Here is a 17,711-nt window from a genome sequence, read left to right on the forward strand (position 1 = left end):
GGTAATCCCAGAGGTAAATCTAACTTTTAAAAAAATCAATATTTGTTTCCAGGCAGGGGCGCAGACCATAATCATTGGTGCCAATCTGGAGGTAATTTCCGGCTGGAGACTGGAAATAGTCGAGGCCGCGACCCAGGCGAACACGCCAGCCGTTACTGAGCCATACTTCCCGGTCGTGCAGCGTCTCGCTGAAACGCAGCGTTAAAAAGACTCCCTGTTCTTCCAAGCTATCACCTAGCTGCGTAAACAACACTTTGTTTTTCTCCTGTTGTTCAGCAGAGTCTGCCCAGGTGACCAAAGTGACTTTCTCGCAGTCGCCCAGTTTTACCAACAGCTCACAAAAACGGAGAAAGTTACCAATCTGGTGGGACGTCCGGATAAAAGGGTCTTCCACTACAACCTCCACAGCACCCTTCAGATACGCACCAAATACAGTCTCATAGCTAAATCCTCGGTCGCCGTAATGGATTTTAACATGCTTCTCAGTGAGCGCTGGTGGAGTTATCTCAATAATCGCATTTTCGTCGATCTCTGCATTTGTCAGCTCATCGGCTGTTGACGGTCGAACTGATTGAGCCGGCTCGTCGATAAGGACTCGTTTAATGGCTTCTGGCTCCTCAACTAATTGCTCTGCGCTGCGCCGTGGATTTTGGGTAGCCGTTGCATATCGGCTTTCTGGGCAGTAGATGATCTGCTCGATACCAGCAGAATCCACGAAGGAAAGGTCAATCAACGCAAACTCGTCATCGGGTTTGCGCTTGTTCATTTGCTCTTTAACCCGTCTGCGCCCCTCAATAGCATAGGCCACTAACTCGTCTAGTTCGACCGGGCTGGGTTTGCCATCAGGGTGGATAATTTTGAGCAGACCACTAATTGTTTTACGAATAGCCAGTTCGTCGCGGCCCTGTACGTTAGGGCCTAGCTGAACCCGGTTTACAATATTAAAGTACTCCGTATTATGCTTGAAGAGGTAATGGAAAGCCTCGGCCATGTAGTCGGTGATGAGTCCGAACTGGTTGGTCAAAAATTTCTGGTCGGTTTTAGGGATTTCCCAACCGGGCAGGAAGAAGAAAAACCGATCCTGTACGGCCAGGTCAAAAGCTTTTGGTAACGTTATAAATAGGTCGTGCTGATAGGAATTTACCAACTGTTCGACAGAGTGATCGATGTTACCCACGAAAGCAAAACTGGCCGAAGCAATGACTTCCTGACCACGCGAAAACCGTCCATTAGCCATGTAGTCCTTCATGATCTGGATCGTATCGCTGTCTTTGATCTTCATATTACCGACTTCATCAAACCCGATATTGTCCCAGAAACCGACCGCGCCAACCTTCTTGCGGGCGTTATTGTAAAGCAACGTCGCCGTACTGGCCTGGCCACCACTAAGCAACGTGGAGTAGGGCGAAAACTCAGAATAGAAATACGATTTCCCCGTGCCACGCGGACCTAGTTCTAAAAAATTGTAGTTGCTCTGCACCAACGGAATCAACCGGGCTAGAAAGTGCAGTTTTAATCGCAGGCCAGAAGGGAATTTTGCCTTTATTTCGGGGGGTGGGTTGTCCATGATGGACGGATTCAGCCCTACACTCCGCAAAATGACATCAATCCACTCGTCGCGCGTGAATGCCGAACGGCCTGTTAAAAACTGCTGCTCGTTGAATCGGGCCAGTTGGATAGGCTTTAACTCCTCGATATAAAACGCGTAATCGTCGTCCTCCACGTCGTTATGGGCTACTTTTACCTCAGCCCAGATACCGCCTTCCAGCAATTTCTCATTCTCAGCGTAAAACTTCTCGTTAATGGCAATGCGCGTCGAGTTGAAGTTCTCCATGGCCGCCCAGTGCCGTCGCTCGCGCTCGTAAAATTTGACGTGTACTTTGTCGATGAATTTATGTCGCCCTTTCTGATGTACCATCGACTGCGCCCGGTTAGCCTCGTCAGGCCGTACGTAATTGCTCTCAATCACGTTTAACACGGCCTTCTTGCCTGCTTCAATTTCGTCGGGATCGTCGGTTGCGCAGTACTTGGAAAGCAGAAACTCCAGCACGAACGAGGGTACGTTAGCCGCTTTCTTGATCTGGTGGACCAGATCCTTCCGGACTACTTTGCCCGGAAACTGTTCATTCAATTTGTGATCGAGCGCGTCCATAAGTTAAAATGAATAGTCAGTTCTGAGCGATAAAAAATGGTATTGTTTGCCCGTGGCGGGATTGATGGCCACGACATCAAAATTGCCTTCGAAGTCCTCCTCCATTTCCAAGGTGAGGCTGCTGGTGGTTCCCGGTGTTAACTCGACGGTACCAGCTAGTAAATTCACTCCGGTTTGATCGGCCAGTGTACCTACGACCTCTCCACCGGCCACAGCTTCGATGCGAACGACGAGTGGCTCGGCGAATAGGCTCTCGGAAAAAGCTGCCACCTGAATAGAGGGACGCAGGCCTGTAATAAAGCCCTTTTTGTGACTTAGCGTTACATCAGCCTTCGATTCTGTTTTGACGACGGCCAGCCGTACCGTCAGCACCGGTACAATATTTTCCTGGAGGGATAGACCTTCGTGGAAATACCGGGTGTTGGCCTGGTAAACACCAAACTGCCGGGCAAAGATGAACTGAGTGGCATCACTGCGGAGTGAGAGCCGCTCGGGCGTAAAGCCTAAGCTTGTATCACCGGGGGTACCGATGCCTGCCAGACAACGTTTTTTGGCCAACCACCAGTCGCCAGGCGGTTTAGGCATGTTGTCGCCCGGCTCGTAGTCAGGGTGGAGCACAAAGCCGTGATCAGCGGCAATGACGACCTGTTTGTAGCCCACCTGCTTGAGTTTATTGACCGCCCGAACCAGCTTTTTGGCTGCTTCCTGAATGGGTAACAGGGCGTTGCTGCCCAATGATTCGCCGGAGGTATCAATCTCCGTGAGCGATAAACACAATAAATCGACGGGCTTCTGCTTAGGGCTATTGAGGAAATTGTCCAGTGACTGATGCTGCATTCTGTCGCCAAGCCGGGTACGTAGTACGCCCACTCGATCCTGTAGGTTCTTGAGTACCACCCCATCAAGTTCGGCTTCTATCGACTCGCCAACATGTCTTAGATAAAGCTTTTGATCCGCACCGGGCAACAGGGCCGCCATAGCCAGTTTGGTTACGGTCGGAATGAATGCGGCCGAAGGGATCAAATCGACGGTATGGCCGTTTTTGGTCAAAGCCGTGCCCACTTCCTTGCCCAGCTCGAAGCGTAGGGCATCGGCCCAGATGTAGGCAGTAGGCAAATGTGCCTTAAGACTAGGTTCAATATACTTATTCCAGACCGATGTGTTCTGAAACGGCATCGTACCAGGCCAGCCCTCTCTCACAACCAACGATTGATACTGCTTTTGCAGCAACTCACTGCGGTTCCGGTAGTTTTGCCGCACGCGTTTGATATAGGTTTCAATCAATTCGCTGCGGTCAGGCAAAATGTCTGTGTATTGTTCGAATGACCGTTGAAACTGGTCGAACCGGTACCAGTTGTTGGTGTACTGCTCAACCAATTGAGCGAGGGTTTTGTGACTTTGGATGGCCTCGTCGGTCAGGGTACCAGCGAAACGCATCAGTTCCGCTCCACAGCGGGCTACCTGCCAGTTGGCGGCCCGTTGGGGGTCGTGACCCTCCCAGATGTTGCCCTGTACTGCCGACCACTCCTGAGCAGCTTCAGCCAGTTTGCCTGCCAGAATATCGTTAATGTAGCGGTGAAAATAGGTGTTGTCTTCAAAGGCGAAAGTGATGATTTCGCCTAGATCCGTTTCCTGAGCAAAAACATCTGACAGGCCTAAGTCCACGTCTACCTTACCGGCGTTTTCTACATACAGCTCCTCCCAGCCTTTTCGTTGCCGAAGCGTTTGACCTAGTTCAAGTATTAGCTTGCGCTGAGTCTCTCCGCCCCGAGGTACGTTCGCAAATTGAGCGGGCAATGGTACAGGTAGGTCATAAACGAACTCACTGAAGAGCACATACCGCCAGATTTCTTCCTGCACGTCGGGCAGCGCACCGCCGCTGCTTGCTTTAAGCCCCAATTGCTGTTTAGCGAAAGTCTTCCATTCGGCAGTGATCCCTTTTTGTTTTTTCCAGGCAATCGCCATATCAGGCGATCCCGTCATGAGGGCCAACACCATTTCTGCGTCGGAACGTGTTACACCCGATTTACCTCCGGTGAGGGTTTGCAGGAGCGCGTAGGTATTTCCCGCTCCCAGCGCATCGACTGTCTCAAAGGATGGCTCGCTATCGGCAAAGATGGTATCGATCTTCGATTCCTGGCCAGGATAGCATGCTTTGCACAATTCAACATAGCGGTCGGCGGGAGTGAGGGGAAAGATGGCTCCTCCAAGGCCAAACATAAAGTACGGGTCCTGAATGCGGGCCTGATTGTCGGTTGGCGACTTGAGCGGGAGGTACAGCACCAGCCGGTCTTGATCGTTGGCGGGCAGTTCCTCAGTATAAATGCGCTGGGCCTCTTCGCGGGCTTTGATGAACGATTTGCTCGCATCGACTACGTGCACCAGGCCGGAGGCCAACGTTTGCACTAGGTCATGGTAGCGGCCATTGGGGTCATAAACCAGAAGGGTTGGTGAATCTACGAGCTTCTGCCGCAGATAGTCCGCGATGTACTGGTTGATGGTCATGGCAGTATGGTCGTTTGATCAGTGGTCGATTTCTTTTTACCCTTCGTTTTGCTACTGGCGGCTTTGGGGGTGCGTTCCTTTTTCTCCTTAAGCTTTACGCTACAGGTATCTTCCAGACCATGGGCGATGGCCATACTCAGGTCAGATTTGCACTTGTCTTTTACCCGATCCGGCCAGATAGGCAGTGTTAGGTGTGCCCAGTCGTAGTCGCCCCGCTGCAGTTCCTGCCAGGCGGCTTCGGTGGCCTGCTGCCACTTGCGGTTACGGAAGAAGCCGTGCAATGGAGCTGCCGTGAGCAACACGCCATCGTCGTGGTTAGGGTGATACGGTAGGTCGGCAATGCTAAGCAGATCGGCTTCCATTTGGGCTAGTTCCCCTCGAAGCGATCGCCAGTCGGCCAGCAAACGGCGGTCTTTGTCGGTGGGAGTTTCCGCTGCTTCCAGCCGACGAATATCGTCGGTGAGTGCTGCCTGTTTGGGCTTTACGTACCCGCCAACGATACGGTAGAGGGTTTGGTCGTGGAGCTTGGGGTAATAGACCCAGACGGTGTAATGACCAGAGGGCACAGATAGAGGCCAATAAATAGGCGCTGTGCGTTTGTTCTGGGTGTATTGGGCCAGATGAGCTGCAAAGAAGCGATTGGGCTGATTGAGATAGTCGGCCAGATCATCGACACCCAATAGCGCAGCTAATTCCCGTTCGATGGCATCGGCCTGCTCGTGATACAGGTAACGCAACGTGGCCCGAATGCAGCGCATCAAATCGGCAGGGGCGCCATCTTCCACGACGGCCAAACCATCCATACGCAGGGGAACGGGATGCTCCAGCAATCCCTCCATGTGTAGACTGGCCGGACTTTGGTCGGGTAGGGGGGCAAAAATATCTTCGCGAACTGGAATGCGCTCCGGGTGGTGTGCCAGGGTTACATCCCAGCGGCCAAAGGCGACGCCGATGAGCCAGGAGAATACGCCCTCGGCCAGTTCGCGTTCCGACACATTGAAGACCGTTCCTTCCGGACGGGCGTCTTCATTGTTAATAATCTCACGAATGTGGGCCTGCTCCTCGGTGTCGATACCGAAGTGGCCGTACACCTGCTCGTTGATTTGCGCCAGGGACGCCAGATGCGCGACTTTATTTTGGGCAAACTGGTCTAGAACGGCTCCAATACTCTCAGCAAGTGACTGACTGGGCGCAAGGGCAGGTCGGGCGAAATACAAACTTGTTTCTTCCCGTTCAAACACAGCCTGAATCAACCCGTGATTAAGCACCGTTTGTGCTGCTAGATATGTTTGCAGTTCGTAGGGAAGAGTTGGGTAAGGTGATTTATTTACAATGCCATTAATGAAAGTAGGGTGTTCAACCCTTTCCATACTAAGCTTTAGTAGATAGTCAAAGTAATATGAGTTCCAAAGCGAACAGGTTAATAAAGCTGAATGGTTAGATAATACATCTTGCTTGAAATTTGCTAAAGCCCTTTTATGACTAAAAATTGCTCCTTCTAAAACAATATGAGGTTCGAAGGTCGCAGTTCTATAGGCCCAAGAAAGTCCTTTTTTTAACAGATAACCTCGACTCGGCACCGATTGTCCCCTCTGTAAATTTTCGGCGTCCAATTCTTTGCCTGAGTTGATCCAATTAATATGGAGCCTATAATCAAGATTAAATCGACTACTTGTCTCACCCGCTAAGAATGAGGGCCAACCGATCCTTGTTGCCAATTCCCAGTTGTTCCTAAGAAATCTAAAGTTACCTGGTGAAGATGGCCCTTGACGGGCTGTTTGAATCAGGTTTTCGAACTTGTTGCTTTTTTCAAAAAGCTTCAGGTCTTTATCTGTTACCCAATAACTTAATGGTGAATTAGTGATTGAGCTTAAGCGAGAAGTATTTAAGATATATTTGTTCTTGCCTTCAGATATCGAATTAAACAGAGCATATTCTTTTTGCTCCACTTTAGGTTTAGCAATCCTAAAGCTGATTGACTGTTCCTCATTTTTTTGACTTAAGACATAAGCAGCAGTTTCTACCATCGCATCCAGAACACCCATTCCTAAATCTACAAAATATTTAAGGTTGGTATTATGTACGATAAATTTCTGTCTCCACTCTTCATACCATCCCAAAAAAAAGATAGTTCTTGTAGAGATTGCCCCTATAAGTCCATTATCAGACAGCATTTCATGCATTCTCTCTACAAATACAGCCGCTAAATCACGGCTACTATTCTGGTACGTGCGATCTACGTAAAGTTTTGTAGCTATGGATGTGGCGCCAAAGGGTGGGTTCATCACCACTACATCGTACCGCTGTCGGCAGAGTTCAATGAAGGCAAAGCCCCGCGCGGTGTCGTCGGCAAAAAGTAATTTTTGGTAAGCATCTTCCGTAGTCGAGGACTCGGCCAATCGGCGCAATTGTTCGACTACCTCGTGCTCCGCTTTCTCGAAGAACTGTTCGCGCTGCTCCCGGTCGTTGAGATTACCGATTTGCTCAGCTTCTGCCTGCGCGTCGGTATCGAACAAATCTCCCTGGTTGGTTTTGGCTAGTGTATTCCAGTCGCGTTCAATCCGGCTAATTTCCTGCCGGATCTCGTGCTCAATACGCAGCACTACACCGGTTTCGCCCGCCAGCTGCATCTGCTCCCAGAGGTGCAACACCAGTCGGCGCATGGGTTTGCTCAGGCCTTTTACGGCCTCGCTTAACAACTGCGGGTTACCTGGCATAGCCTCGGCCAAAACCAGGTTGCCGCGCTTAATGGCAGGCCGGTCGGCAGGGGCCAGATTCATCTCGGCAAAGCTACGCTGGGCCCGCAGCCACAGGCTCAGCCCAGCCATTTGCAACGCTCGCGGATCAATTTCTACCCCATGAATATTGTGGGCCAGAATCAGCGCCGGTACCTGCCGCAAAAACTCGGCGCGGGTCATCAAGTCGCGCAGATCACCCATTAGATTGGGGTATTTATCCCAGGCTTCCCGGTAGATGACTTCGAACAGATCGAACGCATACAGTCCAAAGTGCATGGAACCGCAAGCCGGGTCGAGCATTCGAATGTGACGGGGGTCCTTGGGATTTGGAGGTTCCGTTGCCTCCACTAACGATTCCTTTACCATAAATTTGCAGCGGTCGGCCAGTTCGGTTTGACCACCGGTCATATCGAACCAAATTCGCCCCAACGTATTGTCGGTCAGGAACTGTACCACATAGCGGGGTGTAAAGAACTGGTTCCGTACGGCCAGTTCGCGGCTGTTGCGGGGGGCCTGCGTTTCGCGCATCTGCTTACGCTCGTCGTCAGCATTGTAATACTGGTACATCCAGCCGATGGTTTCATCCTCCCGCCACAGATTCAGCGCAGGCCGACCCACTTGCCTAAACGCTTTAATATCTTCGGCATTAAGCAGTTCAAACAGTTTTAGCAGTGTTGGTTCTGTGGGGAAAAGCAACGCATAGGGCGAATACCGGTCGAAGACGGCGGGCAAGTCAAGGGCCAACTCATCGAACACTGCAACGAGGTACCAGCTGTATCGCGTAAACTGGTCTGCCGATATACCCTGGCCAGTTACCGAATCGAACACCTGAAATCCTTCTGAATTGAAGCCCTGCCGAACCGTTTCGGTAATGATGGTCCGTTCCTCGGCCATACGCAGGGCGGCAAAGCGGTTCAGGACTGTAAAGGCCTGTTCGCGTACCAACTGTTGGACGGCGTTTTTCTCCCGGTCTTTGACCGTAACGATGTTGCTGTAGAGGTATGTCAGGCGGTCACGCAGCAGCCGAGCCCGGTAAAGCCGGTCTGTCTCGCGAGTAGTAAGCTGCTCCAATGGGAGAATAGTGCCGTCGGGCCGAATGCCATAGTACTGCTGAAGCTGACTTTCTACGTCGGCAATCAGTAACCGTTTCACGGCCTGTACAAATGCGTATAGTTTATTTCGGGCGTCTTTGGTTAGAGCCATTGATAGTTTAGGAACCGGTAAGCCGGTGTGGTTAAAGGGTGAATCAGTTTACCAAATCAGTTCGATGACCTCACCATCAGTCAGACCATTTTTTAGAGACTGTAGCTCCGTGATAATCTGGTCGAGGTCTTCGATTTTCGTGATTTTCCGGGGTAAATGTGCCAACCGAACGGTGCGCATTTTCAGCAGGGGCATCCTAGGTTCGGCCACCACCTGAGGATTCTTATCCGGATCGGGGTAGGGCAAGGGATTGGGGGGCGGTGGCGCAATGTTATTATCGGTCGCCATCTGGTCCATCTCCGTGTGCAAGTTGCTCAACTGCGTCTGCAACTGATAGCCTTCGTTCACAATATCCTGAATACCCTGAATGCCGCTCTTGTTAGTGATTTGGGCTTTGCTTAGGCGCTGGTCAATCTCATCGTGCTGTTCGTCGGTCAATTGGGAATATGCCGGTCGGTTTCTCACGTCGGCAATTGCCTTGTCGAGCCGGGCATTCTCAGTTTGTTCAAACTGCTGGCAGGCGAGCTCAATGCTTTGCTGCACCATCCCTAACGTATCCTTCAAGTCGGGAATCTTGTCGTAGAATTCATCAACGCCCAACATCTGATCGGCAATGCCAAGTTGCCCGGCCACCTCTGTCCGAAGCTGCTCAATAATAGGTACGTTCGGTAGGGTTTGTACGCTTATCTGGATCTCACGGAGCGCCTTTACTGTTTTTTCAGTCGCCTTGTTTTCAAGACACTCCCGTACTTTTTTGGCCCATTGCAAATCTAGGTATAGCGAGGCATCAGCTTTCCCCAGTCGGAAGGTAGCATCGGAGGCATCACCTTTCAGAATTTCGGTAATACTGCCCTGTAAACTCTTTATCCGGTCGGCACCTGGCAAACCCAGAGTTTGAAGTCGAATATCCAGGCCTGCGTATTTGTCTTTCAGGTCGGGAAAATGTTTGAGCACAGTTTCGGATATTTTCTGCGGCAGAGGTAATACAGATACCCCGGTTAGGGCAGTTAGGTTCTGAGCGGCAACTTTTTTCTGTTCGTTGCTCGGTTGATCCCCCGTTTGCAGGGTAATACCGATCTGTCCAAAACCAGTAGCATTGGACAATTTTTCGATTGACGTCGGCCCTTTCACCGTCACGTATTCGCCCCCAATACGGAGCTTTACCATGGAGGAGAGAAACATCACGGCTACCAGATAGCGAGTGGTATCTTTCGACCAACCAAACTCCGGCTCATTGAAGCGGTCGAGCACTTTCTTGCCTTCTGCCTGTCCGTCTCTTTTTAGGAACTCTTCAACCGACTTCAGTGCCGGTGCCTGGGTATCGATGCTCCCATCTGCCTTGATAAGACCAAAGGGGTTTAGTGCTTCAGACAGGTTTTTCAAGTCATCGTACATAAGGAGCTTGCGAGCCGCGTCGCTTTCAATGTTTTTGGGTGCCTGGCCAAATTTGTGGTACACTATGCCAGCCACAGCTTTTAAGCAGTTTGCCATCGCATCTTTATACGAGGCCGTGCTGTGGGTCTTAGTCGTTTTTGCAGCGCCCCGGAAAATCAGCTGACCGTTTTCCAAAGCGCGTGCCATGCGTTGTCGAAGCCGCTGTTTCAGCCGGTCTGCATCCTGCCGTTGTCCTTCCATATAATCAGCTATTTCCTTGCCTTCATGCTGGTTGCGCTGTTTGTAGATATGCTCACAACGCACAATTTCTTCTAGGTCAGGCACCCAGGAGTCATCAAGCTGCCCTACAGCATAGTAAGTATTCTCTGCCGCTTTTTCTGTACTTAGGCGTTCCAGTTCTGTTATTGTCCGGTTATAGGAGTCGGGCGCTTCAAAATGCAGCTGCGACTGAATAGTTTCGTTGATTTCTAGCACAGATCTCGTGCGACCATCAAAAGCAAGCTGTATACCGGTGTTAACCGTTTTTTCGAGTACTTTTGCCGAAGGCACTCGTTGAAACAACTCCTGTACCTGCGTTTCCAACAACTGACGCACCTCATTACTGGTTGGAATGTGATGGAGCTTGTTATCGTCAATGCGCAGAATGGCATCGGTCATGAACCGAAGCTGCCCGTCCACTTCTTTTAGCGTTAGACTACGATTACCTTTCAATTCATCAACCTTTTGCCGAACCTGATCTTTTAACGACGGGCTGCTCACCGATGAGTGCATCATCACCGCGAGGTTGTTCACAGTAAGCGAAAAATCATCCACGATCTGCAACACCGCTACTGACTTAGCAACATGGTGTTCCAGGCTGTCATCGTCGTAGATCGAGCCCACTTTATCGACAGCTTCTACCACGTACCCGTAAGACTTTTGGATGTCGGCTCGCAGAATATTGAAAATACTGACGGTGGTGGCCAACGTACCCACTTCCATCTCGGCCAGAGGTTGGTGCGACCGGTCTATGAGTACATCTTGTACCACCCGGATAACTGAACGGAGGCCAATACCGCCCCGTCGTGAGGCTAGTTTGCCCAGCAGGGTTAGGAGAAGCGTAAAGTGATTGGGTAGAAAAGGATATAAGTCAATAAAGTCTTTCTCCGTCAGGTCAGCTTTGAAAATGGTCTTCTCCGCATTTTCGAGTTTTGTCCGGATACGCAACGACTCGCCATGCTGTCCATACAGGGCTTTCAGAGCGCTGTTACCTGCAACGGATTTCCCCAGTAATCGTTTGGTTGCAATCTCCTTAATGTCCGAGGCTTCAATGTCAATTTTGATTGGAAAACGGTCATTGAGTTTGTAGAGCTTATCCGAATTATAGCGGGCATTGGCGTTGTCTTCTGTCAGCGTTTGCTGGGCGGTGGCCAGTAGCCACGCCTTACCTTGTCCAATATCTTTAAGGTTGTGCAGCGTACCTTGCAAGGCCAGAATCAGATCTTCTTTGGCGGAAATATACTGCCCTACCTCATCGACAATAAATATCACATTGTCATGACCAGTTCGCTTACGGATTAGGGCCAGCATCTTGATCATGCGCTCCTGTTCGCTCTCAATACTGTCGATCTGCATAATCTGAAACGAGCGGGCATCGGTCCAAATCTGCGGATAAAGCACCGGTGCCATATTTTGGGCCATGGCCTTTGCTTTTAATGGATTGGTATGCTTTACCTCATCCCAATCAGTGTCTTTCTCATCTCGGAGCGTCTGCTTGAAGGTATCAAGCTTACCATCCATCTCCAACATGCGCTCAAACAAAGCCATCTTCTCTTCCGAGGGGTACCCGGCCCATTTCATCACTTCGTTGTAGATGATGGTGCCCACGGGAGCTAAATCGTAGCTGCCAATCTGCTGGGCGGACAAGTCAATAAGAAACACCACCGGATCGTACTTCTTCACGAGTGAATTGAGCAGCGGCTCGATGGTAGCTGAGTTGATGCGGTTGGCCAGCCGGTCGCGCAGGGGTTTGCCGTCGATGGTTCGCTTTTGGTCCAGTGCCAGACCAATGTATTTGGAGAATGAGCTTTTACCGGAGCCGTAAAACCCCGATACCCAAACGCCGATTTCATGACTGCTGTCCCTCAGGCCAGCATCAAGCGCTTCCAGTAAGGTTTCAAAATTATCCCGCAGTTTATCGGTAACGACGTACTCGCCAATCTCCTTAGATAGAGCTTCTTCACTCAGGTTGCCAAACGTGACAACTTTTTCAATGGTGCGGTAGATGTCTTTCGTCTCGTCAAATAATGTTTTGATTGGGTTCATTGAGCAGTGTAGTTAAAGGTGTTTGGACCGGTAGGAACCGTCGGGTGGGTAAATCGATAAAAAGTCAAGACTCGACCCGGTAAGCTGACCTGGATATAGGACGGCGATTGGCATCCGAATATCACTATAAAGCTGTTGTTCAATAGGTCCAAAGCGAGAATAAGGGTGCAAACATTCCAAATCAGTAATAAGCAGTATAGCCTTCTTAAGGCCACGTAATTCGGCCTGCTTAGCTAAAATAGCATTCTCAACAATCCGCTGGTTGCGTACCGACGCTCCAAGATCTTCAAAAAGGCTCACGATGGTCAGCGCATCGTAATACTGCTCCTGGTCTAGCCAAATCTCCCTATCAGGGTTGTTTCTGAAGAAGTCATAGATCACTTGGGCGATCGATACGACATGCACCGTCCAGCCCGTGTATTCGGCTAGTTTAGTTAGCGTTTCCACTTTTCGTTTAACGACCAGTGCATCATTGGGGGGGAACGTCAGGTAATAGATCTGCTTGTCACCCGCATAGTGGTTGGTGGACGGTCTATCTAGCTCATCCAGCATGGTCTTGAATTTATACTCGACTGATTCCATCGGCTGCAGCTGGTAGGGATTGGTAAAACCAAGAAATAGTTAATAATTCACCCGAATATTGGGCGATGAAGTGGCCCCGCTGCGCCAGTTTATAAATGCGACGGATGAGATCATTAGTGGATAAGCCAAGCACCGCCCAATCAGGCAGTCGGAGCAGCTGCATGTCCGACAGTCCCTTGAAATGGCCTTCATGCAATAGAAAGTTGATTGTGGCGTCTGCTGGTGAAAATTCTCGAATCACTTTGTTTTTTTCGACCAATTGAAAGTCAATTAAACAGGCAATCAGGTGCTCTGCGACTTTCCGACTAGTTGAGGCCGCCCAGATTGTTTTCGTGCGCCTCTCTGAAATTGCATTCTGGATAAACTCAGCCGGATCGGTGGTTTGAACTCGACTCTCTCCAGCGGCCACCTTCGGCCAATAAACCTGCCTGATAAAATCGCTAAGGACGGTATTAGCCCGGCATGTGAACACCAAAAATAGTTGGTTTAGTACCTCAAACCCTATTTGATTCGCCTGTAAGCTCTTCAGGGCGGCCACAGTTTCGGAGCCAGCGGCAACATAACGCCGGAAAAAATTGGATCGAAGAATATCGTCTACTCGGTTTTGAGTAGCCTTACCCAACAGATCCGTTTCTTTTACGAATCGACCAAACGCATCTTTAGGTTGTCCGGGCTGATATGCTTCGAGCAGAGCTAATGTCTCCTGAACCAAACCAGTAGCTTTGAGTAAATCTGCTGTATATACTGACTTCATAAGAAGTACGGATAAGTTTGATACCCCTTTTGGTAAGCCAAAAGGTAATGTTTGGCTACGCAAATAAGTGTATCCATGGGATTGTCCGTCAGGTCAGTATATAAACCCGTCCGAACTGGGCCTGGCTGCTCGTCAATCGCCATGCCCTCAGTAATATTCGTCAAGTATGTAACTGCTGCGTCCAACCCGGAATGAGGAAGGGGGAGCGGCGCTGTTGCTATGGCGCGGCTCAGTTGCTCCTCAACAGGCGTCGTTAGTCGGAACAAATGGTAATTTCCGGCTCCTACTGCCTCATCATGTTTGTGACAGGCGATGGCACAGCCCAATCGGACGGCTGCTGCAGGCGCGGTACGCGGCAGTACAAAAGCTAGCATTTCGCTCTCATCGGCACTGATTAAGGTTATCCAACCAGCTGCCTGGCTTAAGGTAAGAATGGCTAATCTGGTATGTAAAAGGTTATCTATAAAATTCATCTTATGTTGTTATATAATGTTTACTGGCACTGACAAACCGGCTACTATTTTGGATGCTAAGTGATGGTAAGCCAGCAAGATTTAAATGTAACCTCATGAATGGCAGTCCGTTGGCCGTTGAGGTAAATAACTATCAACGAGCGATAACTTATGTCGACGGCGGGCGTACCGTCGGAGCCGACCTTGATTTAATAAGAACCGATGGGTGAGATCGACAAGCAGAGATGGTAATTCCGCTAAGAATAAACCGAAAATATTGTTATCTGCGACCAAGTCAACTATAACTTTTTCGAGGGTGGGGACATTCAATTCCTGATCATTTTGCAGCAATGGTGCTTCGCTAATTAGCGGCTTGACTAGAAGGATGTTATGCCGGCCAGGCGTATAGCGCTCCATCAGGGCCAAGTCATCAGCTCGAATAATAGGAATTGATAGTCGGTTTATGAACACGTCATTCAGTATAAAATCAAAGATGACGTCAACCTCGTCACGTTCTGCTTCAACCAGCCAATATGTTATCGTGGGTTGTTGCACAACAAACGAATGCAAGATAGATGTTGTCCAGACGCAAGTAGTTACCAAAGGAAACTTACGACCTAGGCGTTGTCCAATTTCGAATAATTCCTGTGGTAGCGTTGGGGTAAAACTGGATAGAACAGACTTATTACTGGAAACAGCATAGGCGCCACGACCTTGCCTCACTAGTTTTCCTTGTTCCAGAAGTGTGTGTATGTGCCAATCAAGGGTATTTAACTTGGCACGAGGATATTCCTTTCTCAATAGCGAGAGCAGTGCAGGCCTACGAATCGTTTCGTTCGGCTTTACCAACTGAAGTGTCTTTTCTCGTTGCATATAGAAAACCAAGTTTCGGCAAATATAATAAATAGTGCCAAAACTTGGTAACCTTAAAGATGACACATTTAAGAATATGTATGACAAAAAAAAAGTGCTTTTGTAAAGTCATAACATATGTTGATAAAACTATTGCTTGGGAATTGGAGGGCTGTTGGCTTGTAACCTATTGACAGTTTTAATATCTGCGTTGAGTTTTGCTGTTGCCGAATCAATCATATAAAATCATTTAGCGATAATTATAATACGTTGCAATGTGTATCAAGAAACTTTTATGATATTTTTAGACAACCTAACAGCTAACTACTTATGGCGATTTTAAGTCCGACAATTGAAGTTATAAAAAGGCAAAAAGTCCAGCCGACAGAAGGTGAATGGACGTTATTGAATTTTTTGATGGGCCAATTGGATGACACATATGAAATATACTATCAGCCATACCTAAATGGTGACAATCCGGACTTTGCAATAATGCGAAAAGGGAGTGGAGTTCTACTGGTTGAAGTCAAGGATTGGAATTTAAAGCACTATTATATTGATGAAAACAAAAAATGGCGATTACGGAAAGATGCCACACAAATTAAATCACCTCTCAATCAGGTAGAAAATTATAAATCAAATTTATTTAAGTTGCATATAAATGAACTTTTTAAGAAGACGATAAAGAGTCAAAACCACTGGGCAACTGTAAACTGTGCCATCTATTTTCATAATGAAACTGAACAAGATTTAATAAATTTCTTAATCAATGATTTTAGAACGCATAAAGACGATTCATATAATAAATTTATAAGTTATTTTGGTCTAATGGGCTACAATTCATTAACAAAAGAGAAACTGAACTTAGTATTGACAAAATTTTGGCTAAATAAAAAATCATATTACTTTGATGATATACTTTATATTAGTTTTAAGCGATATTTGAAACCGCCTACTCATCAATTAGAAGAAGGTATAGAGATAAATTATTCAAGAGAACAGCAAGATTTAATTAGAAGCGAAATACGGCCAAGGAGAAAAATAAAAGGAGTTGCAGGAAGTGGAAAAACTCTGATTTTAGCAAAACGAGCAGTAAATGCACATAAAAGAACCGGGGGTAGAATTCTCATTCTAACTTATAATCTTTCGCTTAAAAATTATATTTATGATAGGATTAGTGATGTAAGAGAAGAGTTTGATTGGAGTAACTTTTACATTACGAATTATCATCAATTTTTCAAAACACAATCAAATAATTACAATTTAGAAATTTTAAGCATTGCTTCTTGGCAAAACACTTTATTCTTTGATTCAGTAAAAGAAGAAATAAACAAGTATGATGTGATTCTTATTGATGAAATTCAAGATTATATGCAGCCTTGGATAGATATTATTACTACGTACTTTACCCACCCCGAAACTGAGTTCATAGTTTTCGGAGATGAAAAACAGAATATTTATGAGCGTGAGCTAGACGAAAATAATGAGATTATTGTCCGGCAAATTGCTGGACGTTGGAATAAGTCTTTGAATAAATCCTTTCGCTTAGTCAGTTCAATTTACATAACAGCACTACTTTTTCAAAACAAATTTTTTGAGGGTAAATATAACCTTGATCACACAGATATAGATATTCAAAAGTTAAAACGGGATAATCAGTTAAGCATTGATTTTACACCAAGAATTATAGAATATCACTACTTTAACTCATTTACCGCTGACATATTATTTAAAAAAATATATAGTATCCTTCTTCAACATCAGATTCATTCATCTGACGTTGGAATTTTGTGTTCCAAAGTTGCCATCTTGAGGGCAATCGATTTTTTAATTCGGACTAAAAAACATGAGAACACATCCATTACATTTGAAATGGAAGAAGAATATTTGCAAAATGAGGAGAATAGCACAAAAATTGAAGTGATTAGAAGATTAAGAAAGAATCACTTTTACATGAAAACTGGAACAGTAAAACTATCTACTATTCACAGTTTCAAGGGTTGGGAGATTGAAACTTTATTCCTGCTAATCGAAAATGGAGAGAAAGAGAAAGAATTTGAAAATGCTGAGTTGGTTTACACAGGACTAACACGAGCAAAGAAGAATTTAATAATTTTTAATTTGGGAAACAAGGAGTATCATGATTTTTTCAGATCAGAAATTGAGCAATCGTTTGTCCATCAGGATACTACAACTAGCCGTATGTTGGACTGGGATTATATAGATACGTACAAGCATTACTTTAATAGTATACTATCTACTTATCATGACTTCAATGAAAGAGAATTAATCCTTTTTAAGGGTAAATTATTTGTTGGAAGCCCCTGTACGTTTTTAGATAGTGGCTCAATCTTTTGTCAAACAACATTTGGATTGATTTTTAATAAACAGATTGTTTGGACGGAATATTTAAAAAATTTGTATCACTACGATCCTCTATTACTTTATTCAGGAGGTGGTATAGATGAATATGGTTATCAAATTGACTTTAATGAATTACCCTTAGACTTGGCAACAGAACTTCAAAAAAGTCGAGAATATTTATTAGAAGGAAGTGAATTGCACGATCAAATAGACAGTTCCAGTGATTACTTTCATAATATATATTCAAAGTCAAATTTAAACCGAGAGCAATTCATTGCCGCAGTTGAGATGAATGATCTAAATTTTATTTTCAACAGTGGAATATATAATCAATTGCTAAACGTCTTGCACTCAGATATTAGCGATTTTAATATTACCAAATTTTATGAAAGATATTAGAAAAAAGTGAA

At 46.9% G+C, this 17,711-nt stretch carries 9 protein-coding genes; 1 reads left to right on the plus strand and 8 read right to left on the minus strand.

Features of this window, described 5'->3' with window-relative positions; genetic code table 11:
- Positions 1-19: 19 nt before the first annotated feature.
- The 8 genes from brxL to NFI80_RS01435 form a co-directional block, all read right to left on the minus strand.
- Positions 20-2,152, minus strand: a complete 2,133-nt coding sequence (gene brxL, locus NFI80_RS01400; RefSeq protein ID WP_235164440.1) for a BREX system Lon protease-like protein BrxL — start codon at positions 2,150-2,152, stop codon at positions 20-22.
- Positions 2,153-2,155: 3 nt separating this feature from the next.
- Complete coding sequence (locus NFI80_RS01405; RefSeq protein WP_235164441.1) at positions 2,156-4,657, minus strand: PglZ domain-containing protein; 2,502 nt, start codon at positions 4,655-4,657, stop codon at positions 2,156-2,158.
- Complete coding sequence (gene pglX, locus NFI80_RS01410; RefSeq protein ID WP_235164442.1) at positions 4,654-8,598, minus strand: BREX-1 system adenine-specific DNA-methyltransferase PglX; 3,945 nt, start codon at positions 8,596-8,598, stop codon at positions 4,654-4,656. The genes NFI80_RS01405 and pglX overlap by 4 nt, the downstream gene beginning before the upstream one ends.
- 48 nt (positions 8,599-8,646) lie before the next feature.
- Positions 8,647-12,297: a BREX system P-loop protein BrxC gene (brxC, locus tag NFI80_RS01415; RefSeq protein ID WP_235164443.1), complete on the minus strand. Its 3,651-nt coding sequence runs from the start codon at positions 12,295-12,297 to the stop codon at positions 8,647-8,649.
- 12 nt (positions 12,298-12,309) lie between these two features.
- A complete protein-coding gene (locus NFI80_RS01420; RefSeq protein WP_235164444.1) occupies positions 12,310-12,879 on the minus strand; it encodes a BREX protein BrxB domain-containing protein in 570 nt (189 codons plus the stop codon).
- On the minus strand, positions 12,860-13,633 hold the full coding sequence (locus tag NFI80_RS01425; protein ID WP_235164445.1) for a BrxA family protein: 774 nt from the start codon (positions 13,631-13,633) through the stop codon (positions 12,860-12,862). Before NFI80_RS01425 ends, NFI80_RS01420 begins: the two co-directional genes overlap by 20 nt.
- Positions 13,630-14,106, minus strand: a complete 477-nt coding sequence (locus NFI80_RS01430) for a BrxE family protein (RefSeq protein ID WP_235164446.1) — start codon at positions 14,104-14,106, stop codon at positions 13,630-13,632. Before NFI80_RS01430 ends, NFI80_RS01425 begins: the two co-directional genes overlap by 4 nt.
- Positions 14,107-14,199: 93 nt before the next feature.
- Positions 14,200-14,958: a DUF6577 family protein gene (locus NFI80_RS01435; protein ID WP_235164447.1), complete on the minus strand. Its 759-nt coding sequence runs from the start codon at positions 14,956-14,958 to the stop codon at positions 14,200-14,202.
- A 309-nt stretch (positions 14,959-15,267) separates the two neighbouring features.
- On the opposite strand from NFI80_RS01435, the gene NFI80_RS01440 reads away from it, so the two are divergent.
- Positions 15,268-17,700 (plus strand): nuclease-related domain-containing DEAD/DEAH box helicase, encoded by a 2,433-nt coding sequence (locus NFI80_RS01440; RefSeq protein ID WP_235164448.1) that lies wholly within the window; start codon positions 15,268-15,270, stop codon positions 17,698-17,700.
- Positions 17,701-17,711 lie beyond the last annotated feature (11 nt).

The sequence above is a fragment of the Dyadobacter chenhuakuii genome (assembly GCF_023821985.2).
GTDB lineage: Bacteria > Bacteroidota > Bacteroidia > Cytophagales > Spirosomataceae > Dyadobacter > Dyadobacter chenhuakuii.

What these genes read in the sequence shown, in the direction of transcription:
- brxL (WP_235164440.1), bottom strand. Translation starts at nt 2,152, where the DNA reads ATGGACGCGCTCGATCACAAATTGAATGAACAGTTTCCGGGCAAAGTA.
- NFI80_RS01405 (WP_235164441.1), bottom strand. Translation starts at nt 4,657, where the DNA reads ATGACCATCAACCAGTACATCGCGGACTATCTGCGGCAGAAGCTCGTA.
- pglX (WP_235164442.1), bottom strand. Translation starts at nt 8,598, where the DNA reads ATGGCTCTAACCAAAGACGCCCGAAATAAACTATACGCATTTGTACAG.
- brxC (WP_235164443.1), bottom strand. Translation starts at nt 12,297, where the DNA reads ATGAACCCAATCAAAACATTATTTGACGAGACGAAAGACATCTACCGC.
- NFI80_RS01420 (WP_235164444.1), bottom strand. Translation starts at nt 12,879, where the DNA reads ATGGAATCAGTCGAGTATAAATTCAAGACCATGCTGGATGAGCTAGAT.
- NFI80_RS01425 (WP_235164445.1), bottom strand. Translation starts at nt 13,633, where the DNA reads ATGAAGTCAGTATATACAGCAGATTTACTCAAAGCTACTGGTTTGGTT.
- NFI80_RS01430 (WP_235164446.1), bottom strand. Translation starts at nt 14,106, where the DNA reads ATGAATTTTATAGATAACCTTTTACATACCAGATTAGCCATTCTTACC.
- NFI80_RS01435 (WP_235164447.1), bottom strand. Translation starts at nt 14,958, where the DNA reads ATGCAACGAGAAAAGACACTTCAGTTGGTAAAGCCGAACGAAACGATT.
- NFI80_RS01440 (WP_235164448.1), top strand. Translation starts at nt 15,268, where the DNA reads ATGGCGATTTTAAGTCCGACAATTGAAGTTATAAAAAGGCAAAAAGTC.